General features: G+C 38.8%; 7 protein-coding genes. 3 read left to right on the top strand and 4 right to left on the bottom strand.

The genetic code is table 11. The annotated features are described in order from the left end of the window. Window positions 1-41: 41 nt before the first annotated feature. Window positions 42-3,158: a glycosyl hydrolase family 18 protein gene (locus J8Z24_RS20945; protein ID WP_252095784.1), complete on the bottom strand. Its 3,117-nt coding sequence runs from the start codon at window positions 3,156-3,158 to the stop codon at window positions 42-44. Between the two features lie 407 nt (window positions 3,159-3,565). Here J8Z24_RS20945 and nosR point away from each other — a divergent pair, with 407 nt between their 5' ends. Continuing rightward, window positions 3,566-4,891: a response regulator c-di-GMP phosphodiesterase, NosR family gene (gene nosR, locus J8Z24_RS20940; RefSeq protein WP_147389566.1), complete on the top strand. Its 1,326-nt coding sequence runs from the start codon at window positions 3,566-3,568 to the stop codon at window positions 4,889-4,891. 662 nt (window positions 4,892-5,553) lie between these two features. Here nosR and ydiJ read toward each other — a convergent pair. Both ydiJ and ppsA read right to left on the bottom strand, forming a co-directional pair. After that, entirely contained in the window at window positions 5,554-8,592 is a 3,039-nt protein-coding gene (gene ydiJ, locus J8Z24_RS20935) for a D-2-hydroxyglutarate dehydrogenase YdiJ (protein WP_252095783.1), read from the bottom strand. Window positions 8,593-8,924: 332 nt separating this feature from the next. Beyond that, a complete protein-coding gene (gene ppsA, locus J8Z24_RS20930; protein WP_252095782.1) occupies window positions 8,925-11,300 on the bottom strand; it encodes a phosphoenolpyruvate synthase in 2,376 nt (791 codons plus the stop codon). Between the two features lie 143 nt (window positions 11,301-11,443). On the opposite strand from ppsA, the gene ppsR reads away from it, so the two are divergent. Then, window positions 11,444-12,253 (top strand): posphoenolpyruvate synthetase regulatory kinase/phosphorylase PpsR, encoded by an 810-nt coding sequence (ppsR, locus tag J8Z24_RS20925; protein ID WP_128732017.1) that lies wholly within the window; start codon window positions 11,444-11,446, stop codon window positions 12,251-12,253. A gap of 38 nt (window positions 12,254-12,291) precedes the next feature. Here the strand turns inward: ppsR and J8Z24_RS20920 are convergent, their stop codons facing one another. Further along, window positions 12,292-13,647 carry a class II 3-deoxy-7-phosphoheptulonate synthase gene (locus J8Z24_RS20920; protein WP_125251286.1) on the bottom strand — a complete coding sequence of 452 codons (1,356 nt, stop codon included), beginning with the start codon at window positions 13,645-13,647 and terminating at the stop codon, window positions 12,292-12,294. Between the two features lie 1,672 nt (window positions 13,648-15,319). Between J8Z24_RS20920 and J8Z24_RS20915 the strand changes: the two genes are divergently transcribed. Then, entirely contained in the window at window positions 15,320-16,186 is an 867-nt protein-coding gene (locus tag J8Z24_RS20915) for a DNA replication terminus site-binding protein (RefSeq protein WP_252095781.1), read from the top strand. The last annotated feature ends 72 nt before the right edge of the window (window positions 16,187-16,258 follow it).

Genomic DNA, 16,258 nt, shown 5'->3' with positions numbered 1-16,258 from the left:
TCCTTCTAATAAGTGGGGAGCCTGTCCTCCCCATCCATTATTTATAAGTTACAAACTTTGGTATAATCACTGCTCGTTGAAGGTTGTTTATTACTCCACCACTTGGCTTCGTATACTGCGTTACCATCTTTAATAAGGTCGCCCTGAGCCGCATGGGTGCCTTTAGGAAAAGTAGGATAGGTGACAATTTGGTCTACAGGGGTTCCTTTACATGAAGTCACCGGATCCGTTGAACCATCTCCTGGCTTTGCTATTGGAAGATCTTTGTATTCACTGGCAAATGCGTATCGTTTACCATCCTTCTCAACGACAAAATTAACAGGACCTGAAATCGGCATATAGTACATAACCTGGGCGTTCACCGTTTCTCCAGGGCCAAATGACTTAGGTGTGCTCCCCCACTCATTGACTAACGTGATAGAAAAACGATGGAATTCATTTTCAAAACCACCTATGTTGTTGCCAGCAGCGTTAGAGCCATTTACATCCACCGCCATCTTAAGTTTTTCTTGGGCATTCCAGTTCGATTTGAAGATAGCTGATGTTGCAACAGGTACATCGAAGGAAATCTTTGCACCGGTTAAGTCAATCCCTGAGTTATTGGTAAATGCGAAGGTTGGAGCAATTGGGTAGTTTGCATCACCTGCTGGGAAGTCTTTTGCTTCAAAAGACACGTTGACAGCAGAAGCTGGTTTAACAAACGTTTTGTTACCCTGTTTGACCGAATAAGGCGTACCACTTTGGTTAAACTTGTTGTACGCCAAGCTGGTAAGCGATGAACCCATAAAATATTCATTTTTGCTGGTGTCATAGTCAAAGTCACCGGCAAGCTCCCAAAACATGATCCCGCCCAGTTCTTGGTTGATGACATAATCAACTTTTGCAGCCATGGATTCTTCATCTTCGATGGACAAGAATACGTTTTTAGTTGAATTCCAAAGCCAAGGTGCAACTGCAACCGCATCATAGTGGCGTGTATAACTGCCGGTAATTTGGTGCGCTGGGTTATTGATAGGGTCTAAACCGTAATCTGAAAGGTAGCTACCCAGTACTCCATTTTGTAAGTTTTTAACATGCCATAATGGGTTCGAACCCGCTGGTACCTCTAAACCAACATCATTTTTGTCATGCCATAAGTTGTCTATACCAACTGCACCATTACCACATTTATTCTTGTCGCCACTACCAGTACCAGGAGGGCAATCCGCTTGGTTTGGTAATGCAGCTTGACCCCATAAGCCATTGGTACCGCCAGTCACATCTCTAAACCCGCGAGTGTAATAAGGAATACCTATATTAATTCGCCCAGCAGAAACTGATCCTCTGAAATATTTAACAGCCCAATCAGTATTCAGGTAGCCAATACCTTCAAACTCTTTCGTGCCATAAACATTCCATTGTTTTAATTCAGAGTCTTCACCAGTATCAAATAATGAAGCATTGTGGCCAACATGTTGGTTCCATGCACCGTGAAGATCATAAGACATGATATTCACATAATCTAAGTATTTGGTGACTTGGAAGGTCTCCATACCACGCAACAAATAACCAGAGGAAGGAGACGCGATAGTGAGCAAGTAGTGGGTATTATCTTGCTGACCTGCTTGGTCTAGTGCCTCACGTAATTTCTTCATCAATACTTGGTAAGAGCGATTCAATGCTGCGCGTCGGGGGTTTGATATGGCAAAGTCATCTGGGTGACCCGAATCGTTCATCGAAGAGGGGTACTCATAGTCAATATCGACACCATCGAAGCCATATTTACGTATAAAATCGATAGAGCTTGCAACAAAAGCATCAATTCCAGCGTGGTTCACACTACCATCAGCATTGGTTGTCATGGTGTAGAAACCACCACTCGCGACCCTTTTGCCTGTTTCGTCAAAGTAGCCTCCAGTTTCAGCCCAACCACCAACTGAAATCAACGTTTTTACGTCTGGATGCTGCTTTTTAAATTTGTTAAGTAAGTTAAAATGACCTGTATAGGGCAAAGTTGGATCCATTTCTGCCCCTGCAACTCCCGGCCAGGTCATATTCGTTGCTGGGTTTTCAGCGGCATTTGGGTTGCCTATTGAAACCTTGTTGTTAGCATCTACATGTGCAAATGCGTAATTAATATGCGTGATCTTGTCCCACGGTATGTCATTAACCAAATAACTTGGTTGACCGTTTTTACCTGTTCTCCAGCTTGTAAAGTAACCAATGACTCGTCTTGGATGATCGGCACCCATTTTCTCTCTGCCATTTTCATCATAGATTTTGCAGTAATTTGGCGAAGCATTTGGAGTTTCGTACAGCCCTGCTGGAACACAGTTATTACTAACTGGAGGAACTTCAACAACATTCACAGTTAATGTACTTTGTGCTGTTGCACCGCTGTTATCTTCTACGACTAGTTTAAGTTGCGCGCTGCCGAGTTGCGCCGGTAGCCAAGTGTATTGTGCCGGTGCTGAAGTACTCTCAGAGACGACTTGACCGTCTACAAGCAACGTTAATTTTTGTACTGTACCATCAGGATCTGAGCCATCCAAAGTAATGATGACTGATTGATTTACAGTGACATCAGTTATCCCACCTTCAAGACTTAAATTTGCGGTCGGTAGTTGGTTACTCGTTGAGTTTACGATGATATTGCTGATTAATGATGAAGAGCGTGCTTGTTCATTATCTGTAGCAACAACAGAAATGGTATGGTTACCTGCAGTTGCCAACCAATCAACAGAGTAGTTGTTACCAACTGCTGTTGTATCAATACCTACAGAGGTACCGTCAACAAAGAACTCGACTTGACTAACCGAACCATCAGCGTCTGTTGCATCAACTGAAATGGCAACGCTGTCATTTTCTGAAAAAGAAGCTCCGTCAATTGGCTGTAATGATTGAACTTGAGGTGGTTCGTTGGTGACAACGCTGTCACACCGTCCCAATTTTTTCCAGTCATCCCAAGGTCCAGAGTTAGTAGAGGGATCTGCTTGAGTCCACCACTTTGCTTCATAGGCATGTTGTGCTTTTTGTACTTGTTCACCGCCGCTATATGCTGTGCCTTGTGACCATTGTGCTAGTGAGTCACAATTGTAAGCATATGAATTAGCGCAAAAAGCAGCACCAATTAGCGAAGCCATATAGGATAAATTAAAGGTCTTTACATGTTGTTTCATAGGTGTGGTTCTCCAACCATTTATTGTATTCGGTTAACAATAACAACATAAACCTAACACATAAAAAGGATATGGCAACAAGAAATTTACCACTCCGCTTGACGTTTACGTAAACGTAATTTTATGTGTTTTAGACTTAAAAATGTAATACTAAGCTATTGAAAATAATGCTTAGTTCTTTCTCAGATAATGAAATAATCGATGTCATGATTATTTGAGATTTATAGATAGTTGATTGAGCGAGAATGCAAAATCTTTACTTTAACTCTATGTTTTATAATGATATATCTTAATGGTATAAACAATTTCTAAGAGGAATATAGGAATTAATTCGAATTTTTCATCATGCTTGTTGTTACTTGGTTTTTCTACTAAGTTTAAAAGTAAGGTAATTTGGAGGTATTGCATTGGATTTTAGCGAACAATCAACTACTTCAGACAAAGTCATTCGTATTCTATGCCTCGATGACGAAGAGAATGTACTGCGATCATTAAACAGGCTGTTTCGACAAAATGGGATCGAAGCGGAATTGTTTACTGAACCAGAGCAAGCGTTGTTGACGATTAAAAAAAATACTTATGATGTCATTGTTAGCGATATGAGAATGCCAGATATGGACGGAGCTACTTTTTTAAAACAAGTAAAGCAAATTCAGCCCGAAACTCAACGTATTTTACTTACTGGATACGCTGACATGGCATCAACAATTAAAGCCATAAATGAAAGTGGGATCCACGCATATATTCAAAAACCGTGGGACAATGAAATTCTAATTCATACAGTTAAACAGTGTGCCGAGAAATTTCGTTTAAAGAACCAAAATATAAAGCTTACTAAAGAAATTAGTACAAAAAATAAGGAGCTAGTGGAGCTAAACGAAAGCCTAGAGGAATTGGTACAAAAACGTACCACACAAATTAGAAAAGTATTGAATCAGCTCGAGCAAGCGAATAAAAAAGAAGTTAAAGAGCACCGTGCTACAGTTGAGTTGCTGTATAACTTTATTAATGCCAACCCCTTTATTGATGGGAAAAAAGCGAAGAATATTGCTAGATTATGTAAAATAATGGCTTCTGGCCTTAATTTAAGTAAAGAGCTTGCTGAAACAACAATGATGTCAGGTTATCTTGCTGAGGTAGGCTTACTTGCGATGGATCCTGAAATCTACAAAAAACCACCGAGAACGCTGAGCGAAGCGCAAAAAAAGACATATTATACACACCCCTCAATCGCACAGCTTATGTTAATGCCTGCACAACATTTATCTGATGTTGCCGAAGCAATTTATCACCAATTTGAAAGGTACAATGGACAAGGTATTCCCAAGGGACTCAAGGGAAAAGAGATCCCTCTTGGCTCGTTAATATTGGCTGTGGCGAGAGACTATTATGATCATTTTTATCAAGCTAACGGTACAGATGAGGAAAAAACGCAAACTTCTCTTGAGCTTATAAAAGCGTATAGAGGAAATTTTTATGCCCCCGAAGTTGTTGATGCCTTGCAAAAAGCCGTAAGTAATAACGATCTGGCTGAAGATAGTGTGGGAACAGTTGATATAATTACAACTGATAAGCTACAAGCAGGGATGACCTTAGGTCTTGCTCTACATAGCAATCAAGGGATCTTGCTACTACCCAAAGGCCATGTATTTACAGATAAATCTATTGATAAGCTTAAGCAACTACAAACTCAGCGCCCTATCCCTTTTAGGATAATGGTAAAAAGTAACTAATACCAATTGACTTGATACTTGCTCAATTTGAAGGAGTAAATCTGACGCTAACAGGATTAAAAATTTCTTATTTAGAACAAATAAATAGTAAAAATTTTGCTTTGCCGACACGGATGTAGGTACCTTGGTGATAGCAGGACACGGTAGCGGGGTTATCGCCAAGATTTTCTCGCCTCAGAATAGACCACTGAATTAGGAAAATAGGTATAATTTTTATTAAACACTTTACTGGTTATAAGCTGCGAGCAAGAACTATTAAAAATAGGTTACAGCGTCAAGTTTTCTTCATACATTTAAAATGTGTGAGTATTTCTTTTTGAAAGGAACACATCGTACTGTTGTGGGTGGAATTACAAATTAATAAACCGAGTTGAATTTTGAAATTTTTATCAAAGCATTCATTTTCACCTGACATATTTTAAATTTTATTAGAACTGGTTTATGAAAATATTGTTATCGTGACAAAAATTGGATGTGATTTTGAGGGTTTTGGAAAACGTTCTAAGATAAAAATAAAGCGTTTAATAAGGATGTTAGATTATAGTTTATTTTAAAAAGATTCTTTCCAGTTAATATAATATGGAGTGAATTGATTTTTACACTTCAAAATATAGACAGAGTGAGCACCTAACATTAAATAGTTAAATGCTCACATTCTACACTTAATCCAATAGACTATTCAGTATTTGTATTGGGTGTCTGGGCTTGTTACCTGAAAAACGCTTCACCTGACAGCGGCAGGAAAAGCCGGTGGCGAGAATCGCTTCATCTTTAGTTTCCTCAATATGCGATCGCCATGAAGCATCATAAAGAGCCCTCGTATTTTCTTGGTTCTGTAACTCATGACCGTAGGTACCAGCCATGCCACAACATCCAGTACTTGGTGTATCTAAGTTAGAATTGAATTTTGTGAAAATACTTTTCCATACTCTTTTCGATTCGGGCATCGAGGTGGTTTCGGTACAGTGACTTAACAGCTTGAACTTTGATGGACTTAGCGTGTCTATACTTGGAATATCAATAGTTGCAAGCCACTCATGGGCCAACAGTACATTAAATTCTCCCCTACTTTCTTGAAGTATATCTTTATATTCATCTCGATAACACATAACTAACGAGGCGTCTAATCCCACTAAAGGTCTGCCGTTTTCACTTATCTTATTTAAAAATTCAGAAGCATTTGCCGCTGTTGACTTAAACTGTTTTAAAAGACCCTTTACGTGTTGAGGCTTCCCATTGGGTTTGAAGGGTAAAAGAAGTGGATAATATCCTAGCTTTCTTATGAGTTGAATAAAGTCCGATACTAATTCAGCTTCATAAAAACTGGTGAAAGGATCTTGGACTATAAATATTGCACGTAGCTTTTCCTCAGCACTAAGCCTGTTAAATACTTCGTCAGAATAGTGGTATTCCTTAGGTACTAATTTATGTAGTTGAACTTTACTTAGTAATGGTGAATCCACATAGCCAATAAGCTTTTCAAGTAGATAACTCGATATACGGTTATTTTGAACTAAATTACTCAAATTTGGGAATTTTGATATTACTGGTAACAAGCGCTCAATATTGGCAACTAAATAATCTTTTATTGGGCGATTGTAACGACTGTAATAAAAATTCAAAAATTTAGCGCGAAAAGTAGGTACATCAACCTTTATTGGACAAGCGGTCGTACAGGCTTTACAAGCCAAGCACTCATCCATGGATGCTTTTACTTCATGGGAGAAATCATACTCGTCTTTATTTCGATTATTTAAAAATCGCTCCCACCATGTGACTGTATTCTCACCATTAATGAGTCGCTTTTCTACTGATACTAAATCGACACCCTTGTTACTTTGTAATCGTAACCATTCTTTAAAAAGACCAGCTCTTCCTTTTGGTGAATGACGTCTATCTTTAGTCACCTTATATGATGGACACATGGGGGAGTTTTCATCATAGTTGAAGCAAAGGCCGTTACCATTACAACTGAGTGGGGGCTCATAACTTGTTTGTACTTGTACTGGTATCTCTCGATCAAGCCATGTTCTTTTCTGCCCGTCAACCGATACCAATTGGTCGTTCGAATCAATAGGTGTACATATTTTTCCTGGGTTCAGGCGATTGTTTTTATCGAATAAAGATTTTATTTTTCTAAGCTCGCTAAAAAGCTGCTCACCAAAAAACTCTGGGCCATACTCACTACGATAACCTTTACCATGTTCACCCCACATTAAGCCGCGATATTTTGCAGTAAGTGCAACAACTTTGTCAGAAATTGACCTAAGTAGCTGTTCTTGCTCTGGGTCAAACATATCAAGTGCTGGACGAACGTGAAGAACCCCCGCGTCTACATGACCAAACATGCCGTAATCTAATTTATAGCTATCTAGCAAATCTCGGAATTCCATTATGAAATCAGCAAGATTTTCAGGCGGAACCGCGGTATCTTCAGCAAACGCGATTGGTTTACGCTTTCCTTTAACATTACCTAATAAACCAACAGACTTTTTACGCATTGCGTAGATCTTTAGAATATCTTCTTTGCTATCTATTAACTGATATCCAATGACTCCAGCTTCTTTGTTTGCAATTAATGTATCTAACCTATTGCAAAGATTCTCTACCTTCGAATTGATCTCTTGTGTTGACTCACCATTGAACTCAACCATGTTCAAACCTTGCATATCATAGCCAGGTACATCTGTAATTAAGTCCGATACTGAATGCCAAATAATATCTTCTCTTGCTAACCCTAGTACTTTACTATCCACAGTTTCAACTGAAGTGGCATTTGCTGATACTAAAAATGGGCTATTTCTAAGTGCGGATTCAAAAGAATCATATTTTATATTTATTAATGTTTTGTATGGCTGGATCTTGGTTAGATTTAGTTTAGCTTCTGTTACTATCGCCAAGGATCCTTCTGAACCTGCAACGATTCTTGATAAATCAAACGTAGATAAAGATTCGTCAAAGACATTTTCAAGATCATAACCTGTCAAGAATCGATTTAACCTTGGAAACTTTTCAAGTATGAGAGTGCGATTGGAGCGGCATGCTTCAATTACATGAGCATAAATATCAGATGTTCTTGAATTTTGCTGAGCTAAAAGTTCCGCTTTTTCAATTGGAAGCTTTGAAGTGTTGAGCTCAGTACCGTCAATGAGATAAGTCTTTAAGCCTAAAATATGATCGCTGGTTTTACCGTAAACGAGAGAGCCTTGACCTGACGCATCGGTATTGATCATACCACCAATAGTTGCCCTATTACTTGTTGATAGGTCGGGTGAAAAGAAGAAGCCATAAGGTTTCAGAAAATCATTGAGTTGATCTTTGATAACCCCTGCCTGGACTCTGACCCACCCTTCTTTTTCGTTAATTTCTAATATTTCTCTCATATACCTTGAGAGATCAATTACTATACCTGGAGTTAATGATTGACCATTAGTACCTGTACCACCTCCGCGGGGACCAAAAGTAAGAGAAAGAAAAGGATCCTGTTGCGCAAGTTCTAAAGCAACTTGTACATCTCTATTTGACTTTGGAAAAATGACGGCCTGAGGTACTTGCTGATAAATACTATTATCAGTTGACGTTACTAAGCGTGTGGCATAGCTATTATCTATGTCCCCAGAAAACCCTGATTCACTGAGTTTTTTGTGGTACTGGCTTATGAGCTCACTTGCAGAATCCTGCTGACTAATATTTTCGATCATGACGGTATATTTTACTTGCTTTGCATTGATTGTATCACGAAGGTTCCATGAACAACTTGAGAATTTTTGGGTTTGCTAAAAATGAAAATAGTTTATTTTAGATACTATTGTACAGTTTTGTTGATAGGGAGAAAGTAACATGAAAGTTATTAATAAATTAGTTTGTTCACTTTTATGATTTTTACTCGTATCTACATCGATAAGACTTGATTGGAAAAGTGGCTAATATAGTAATTTGCTGAGAATAACAGATAGCGAAGTGGTCGTTAAAATGCAGCAAAAAGTTGCTTAAGCATAAAGCCCCAGTTCAATAAACTGGGGCTAATGGTATGTTATTTAGTGAACTTTTCAGCTAAATATAACCAAGTCTCAAGCACTGTATCTGGGTTTAGTGAAACAGAATCAATTCCTTCTTCAACCAGCCAAGCAGCAAAATCTTCATGATCCGATGGGCCTTGACCACAAATACCTACATACTTGCCTTTTGCCTTAGCGGTTTGAATAGCCATTGAAAGCAGTTTCTTGATCGCTGGATTTCGCTCATCAAAAAGGTGTGCGATAAGACCAGAGTCACGGTCAAGACCGAGAGTTAACTGAGTTAAATCATTTGAACCTATAGAGAAACCATCAAAGTATTCTAAAAACTCTTCTGCTAGCAGGCAGTTTGATGGAAGTTCACACATCATGATGACTTTTAGCCCGTTCTCGCCACGTTTTAAGCCATGAGCTTCAAGAATTTCAATCACTTGGGCTGCTTCTTCTAGAGTACGAACGAACGGGATCATGATTTCGACGTTGGTTAGATCCATGTCGTTACGAACACGTTTAATCGCTTCACACTCAAGAGCGAAACATTCCCTAAAGTCTTCAGAAATATATCGAGATGCACCGCGGAAACCGATCATTGGGTTTTCTTCTTCCGGCTCATACTGTTGACCGCCAACTAGGTTTGCATATTCGTTTGACTTGAAGTCAGACATACGAACAATAACTCGTTCAGGTGCAAATGAAGCGCCAAGTGTTGCTATACCTTCAACTAACTTGCTGATATAAAACTCTACTGGTGACTCATAACCTGCGATAAGCTCTTTAATTTCAGCCTGTAGCTCTGCATCTTGCTTGTCAAAATGAAGTAGTGCTTTAGGATGAATACCGATCATACGGTTGATAATAAACTCAAGACGAGCAAGGCCGATACCTGCGTGCGGTAACTTAGCAAAATCGAATGCGCGATCTGGATTACCCACATTCATCATAATCTTCATTGGGATGTCAGGCATTGAATCGATGCGAGAAGAAATAACATCAAACTCAAGCTCGCCTTTGTAGATATAACCTGTGTCACCTTCGGCACATGAGACAGTTACGGTGTCGCCATTAGTAATCAAATCAGTTGCATTACCACATCCGACTACAGCTGGGATCCCAAGCTCTCGAGCGATAATTGCTGCATGGCAAGTTCGACCACCACGATTTGTTACGATAGCAGAGGCGCGCTTCATGATAGGTTCCCAGTCAGGATCTGTCATGTCAGTTACAAGTACGTCACCTTGCTTTACTGAATCCATTTCGTCAATAGAAGTCAAAACTTTAACGACGCCCGAGCCAATCTTATGACCGATTGCTCGACCTTCAACAATAATTTCTGATTTTGATTTTAACTGGAAGCGTTCCATTACGTTCGCATCTTCGTTTGAACGAACGGTTTCTGGACGGGCCTGTACGATGTATAGCTTACCGTCGTTACCATCTTTTGCCCACTCGATATCCATTGGACGACCATAGTGTTTTTCGATGATAACAGCTTGCTTGGCAAGTTCTTCTACTTCTGCGTCGGTAATCGAGAATTGGTTAGATAGTGCTGAGTCTACATCAACAATCTCAACTTGCTTACCATGAGATTCATCACTTGAATAAATCATTTGGATTGCTTTCGAGCCAATATTTCTCTTAAGAACAGCTGGTTTTGCTTTAGCAAGCGTTTGCTTATGAACATAAAATTCATCAGGGTTTACTGCGCCCTGAACTACCATCTCTCCTAAACCATAACTAGAAGTAACGAAAACAACGTCTTCAAAACCTGATTCAGTATCGATTGAGAACATTACACCAGAAGAGGCTTTGTCAGAACGTACCATGCGTTGAATGCCGGCTGAAAGCGCGACGCCTCTGTGGTCATAGCCTTGGTGTACACGATAAGAAATGGCACGGTCATTAAATAGCGAAGCAAATACGTGTTTTATAGCGATCATCACGGCGTCAATGCCGCGAACGTTTAGGAAAGTTTCTTGTTGGCCAGCGAAAGAAGCGTCTGGCATATCTTCTGCTGTTGCTGAAGAACGAACAGCAAAGGAGACATCTTGGCTTGCATCACCGTGTAATTGGCTGTAAGCCTCACGGATTGCTTTATCTAATTCTGGTTGGAATGGTGTATCGATAACCCATTGTCTTATTTGGGCGCCGACTTTGGCTAATTCGTTGACATCATCAACATCGAGAGTATCTAGGATTGAGTGGATTTTTTCATTGAGCCCAGATTGCTCAAGAAATTCATTGAACGCATCAGCAGTTGTTGCGAATCCACCAGGTACTTGTACACCAGCGTTAGCAAGGTTAGATATCATTTCACCTAGAGAAGCGTTTTTACCACCAACTCGAGGTACATCCTGCATACCTAACTCTTGATACCAGAGAACGTAGTCTTGCACGGAACTGTCTCCAAAACAAATTGTATTAAATGTGAGAGATTAATTGACCTTTCCACTAGGTCACAGGCATTCTACAACGGTATGGCTGCCTTCGTAAACCGCGTTGGCTTATTTTAAACAATTTCTAAATGAATAATATCAAAATGAGAACTGCATTTTATATTTCCGATGGCACAGCGATAACTTCTGAAGTGTTCGGTCATGCTACGCTTTCTATGTTTCCTGTTGAGTTTAATCACCAGACAATTCCTTTCGTCGAAACAATAGAAAAAGCTAATGAAATTAGAAGCTTGATCGACTCTGTAGCTGAAGCTTCAGGAGAAAAACCATTAGTGTTCTTTACTTTTGTTAACCCTGAGCTATCTGAAGTTATTCTTTCATCTAAGGGTGTTTGTTATGACTTTTTATCGTATTCGGGTGAACTTGTAGGTGAAGAACTAAAAGTTTGCCCTGTGCCGAGAATACACCGTACGCATAGTATTCACGAGTCTACTTATGACTTTAGAATTGATGCTGTTAACTACGCTTTAGCAAATGATGACGGTGCAAATATTAAAAATTACGATGAAGCTGACATTATTTTAGTCGGTGTTAGTCGTAGTGGTAAAACGCCAACCAGCTTATATTTAGCACTACAGTATGGAATTAAAGCTGCGAATTATCCGATGACAGAAGAAGATCTGGAGAGCGGTAAGCTACCAAAATGTTTAGATAATTATAAAAAGAAACTTTTTGGCTTAACTATTGAGCCTGAGAGATTAGCTGCTATCAGACAGGAGAGGATGGCAAACTCAAAGTATGCGTCTATAAGGCAATGTCGTATTGAGGTGAAGGAAGTTGAGATGTTATTTAAGCGCAATAAAACCCCCTATTTGAATAGCACGCGATATTCCGTTGAAGAAATATCAGCCAAGATAATTTCTGAAACAGGCTTGAAACGCAGAAAATACTAAAAGAAGGCCGCGTGTGCGGCCTTTTGAAACACAAATTCTTATCTTGCTTTTCTTGCGTCTTTAAGTAAGTCTGCGACTAAAAATCCAAGTTCTAAGACTTGATCTGCATTTAAGCGTGGGTCACATTGAGTTCTGTATCGCTGTGACAAGTCTTCATCCGAAAGACCGTACGCACCACCAACACACTCAGTCACGTGCTGTCCTGTCATTTCTAAGTGCACACCACCAGGGTAACTGCCTTCAGATTTGTGAACCGCAAAAAACTGACTGATTTCTCTAAGGATATTATTAAAACTACGTGTTTTATATCCTGTCGTCGATTTTTCAGTGTTTCCATGCATGGGATCGGATGTCCAAATAACTTTGCGACCTTCTTGTTGAATTCGACGTACCAGTTTAGGTAATTTTTCCGGAAGTACATCTGCTCCCATACGAGTGATCAGCGTTAAACGACCCGGTATGTTGTCTGGGTTGAGGGCGTCTACAAGCTGAATTAATTCATCTTCTTGCATTCCTGGGCCAACCTTAACACCTATTGGATTTTTGATGCCCCGGAAAAACTCGATATGAGCATGATCCAATTGTCGCGTTCGCTCTCCAATCCAAACGAAATGAGCTGAACAGTCATACCAGTCGCCTGAAAGATGGTCACGTCTAGTTAACGCTTCTTCATAACCTAGTAATAGCGCTTCATGTGAAGTATAAAGCGGCGTTTCTTTAAGGCTCGGCGCTACAGTGGAATCGATACCACAGACTTCCATAAATTCGAGCGCCTCTTGAATACGCTCTGCTAGTTGTTGAAATTTATCTTTTAGAGGATTCGCAGCGACAAAACTCATGTTCCAGCGGTTTACTTGATGCAGGTCGGCAAGACCACCCTGTGCAAAGGCTCTGAGCAAATTGAGTGTCGCCGCTGATTGATGATATGCTTTCATCAACCTATCTGGATCAGGGATACGAGCATCTTCTGTAAACTCGAAGCTATTTACGATATCACCACGGTAAGAAGGTAAAGAAACACCATCTATAGTCTCAAAATCAGCCGAACGTGGCTTTGCGTATTGGCCAGCCATTCTTGCTATTTTGACAACAGGACACTTACCACCATACGTTAAAACCACAGCCATCTGAAGTAGGGTTTTGAATGTATCGCGAATATTTGCAGCACTAAAGTCAGAAAAAGATTCAGCACAATCTCCACCCTGTAATATGAAAGCTTTTCCTTCACATACATCCGCTAGGCTTTTGTATAGACTACGTGTTTCTTCAGCGAAGACTAACGGCGGTGCTGAATTGAGTTCACTCTCGACCGCACTCAATTTGGTTGAATCCGGGTATTCTGGTTGCTGTAAGATGGGCTTATCTCTCCAGCTATTTGGGCTCCAATTGGCCATTTTAAAATTCCTCATTCCAATATGTGTAAACACACTAGAACAGTACCCTAACGGCTAATTTTCATCAAGGGAAATATAGATTTTAATAAAACAAAGAACACATCATACTTAATAACGTTTTGCTATAATCAACACCTGTCGCAAAATTTATAAAAATTATCCAAGCACAAAAGATAAACCTTTTTAATATTGTGTTTATTTACAGACACCGTCTCTTTGAGCAGAGTCTATCAATTGTTCATTTGATTAAAGTTTAGAGTGATACGTCTTCTCAAACGAAGGGGTTATTATGTTAAATAAGACTTTTAATCTAAGATTGACGATAAAGTATTTAACTTAATTCTGTTCGCACTAGATCAAACTATGAAATATGCTTTTAGTTCGTTTTAGGTATTTTTGATTGATAAATTAGATACGATAACTTCTAAAAGTTTTCTCCACCTACTTTTACAATATTATTGAAAGATTGAGTTTGTATAATTTCTAGCTATAACTAAGCATAATCTAAATTATCAAATCTTAGCTTGAGCCTAGTTATGAAAAAGTCTCTAAGCAAATCTTAAAACAAGCAAACAAAGTTACCACTTGATTGATACCTTTCAAAGCGCACCTTTACCTACGCAGCTTAAAAATTCAATTATTAAGATGAAAGCAACATTTTAAAATGTGCCACAGCAGTATTAACTCTATTTTTTATCTTATAACGTTCTTTCGGGATTATTTTGAATGATAGGTTTTTTAGTCTAATCTCTACAGCAGCATGGTTTTACCAATAAACACTAGACATACCAGTACCGATAAGTAAAACGGTTAAATGTCAGATCCACTAACTAAAGCAATCATCTATTCAGACAGATTTACAATCATCAACTTGAGTCAATTGTCAACCCAGTTGAAATGTAAGACAGATTACGTTTAATTTTTGAGGCTTCTATACCTATCGCATAGAATTGATAAGCTTTCTTAGGTCACTTATAAGTAAAAGACATGATATTGGAGCTGGTAAAACTTTTTTGAGAAAAAAGAATCATAGCAATAATGCCATCAAGGATTACTTCTCGATCTTCCAGTAAGTCAAAAGTTAAAACCAATCTCACATTCGCCATTGAAAAATCGAATCTTGTTATCATACAACATATTCTGCATCTTCTAGCACTTTGGGCCTAAAAACGTAGGAAAAATTATTAATAACCCGATTTATTCATAACCTGCTTGCGTTCAGGTTTAGCATATTTTATTGATGACAATGTATAATTCTACCTTCTCAGAGTTATCAAATAAACAATAGCGATCGCTACCCTACTTCTTTTCTGTGAAAAATTCATTTAGTCGCTAAAAGACAATTCCCTTACTGTCCTTATTATCATAAAGAATATCAATCTAGGTCTTTCGGTAACATACATTTAGCGTTGTTACATTAGAATTGACTTTACTTCGTAAAAAGAGATATTATCGCGAGGAATGAAAGGAACACATCATACTTTATTTAGAGTCAATATTCTCCAGAGCTGCGAAACGACAACCAAAGGTAAACGCAAGAACACATCATATGAGAAAATCATCTTTCATACATCACTAGTACAGTCCAAAATTACCCTTATAGTCAAACAGCTATACTACATAGTTGATGATCTGATATAATAATGCTAACTTCAAAAAGAACACATCATACATGAATAAATTTAATATCCGTTCTACATTCGATGTATTAATACGTCATATTGATCAGTTATGTCATGAATTACAGCATAGCGAAATTATCAAAGCTAATTTTTATGAATTACCAGCAGTAAAAAAACAAGATGAGGAAATCGCACCTAAGCAGATTCCTATTTTAAAGTTAGACGGTGAAGATGCGAAAAAGAAATGTATAAACTCGTTCCGTGATATTTTTTTAAGTGGTCGTGAGAGTGGCAAGTTACTACAACGCTTTCCCGGTCTTTTACTTGTCAACGATCCGAGAGACACAATAAAATCAAGAGTCGCAGAAGTTAATTTAGCAAAAGAAAATTTTAAAAATACGATTTTGGAAATTTCTAACAACGATGCGCGGTTCGAGGCTGTGCATAATGCCGTACCTGATTTAATAACTCTTGCAGCCTATCGAAAGATTCATTGTGAATCAGAGCCGCCTTTTTCTGTTCGCTTTACCTGGATGAAAAAGCATGCGACTAGAGTGCTAACAAAAGATGCCGCTTTGGAAATGCTTAATCGCTCCTCTATTTATTCTAATCCGAGAATGATAGATCAAGAAAAGTGGAAACAATTAGTTGAACAAGAAAAATACCGTGTATCGAGCCTTTCTGAAAGTGCAAAGCTAAGAATAAGAAGACCTACTCGAGTAACACCTGAAGTAAATGTCCGTTATACCGCATCGAACCGTTATCATGTCAGTGCTGCACTGCCTTTTATTTTATTAAACCCACACCCTGATACTAAAATTGGAGAACTCTCCAATTTTATTGAAAAAGATGACCACCCTAGAAAGCGAGAGTATAATTTTCTTGTTGATAGAATCTACCTAGAACGCTGTGATTAATCAGTATTTATGTGTGATTATGCGCGGAATAAGTTTCATGATCAAAACTTTCAGCTAATTTAACATAACAGG

It is taken from the genome of Pseudoalteromonas sp. SCSIO 43201, assembly GCF_023716725.1.
Lineage (GTDB): Bacteria > Pseudomonadota > Gammaproteobacteria > Enterobacterales > Alteromonadaceae > Pseudoalteromonas > Pseudoalteromonas peptidolytica.
This window is presented reverse-complemented; position numbering and strand designations above follow the sequence as displayed.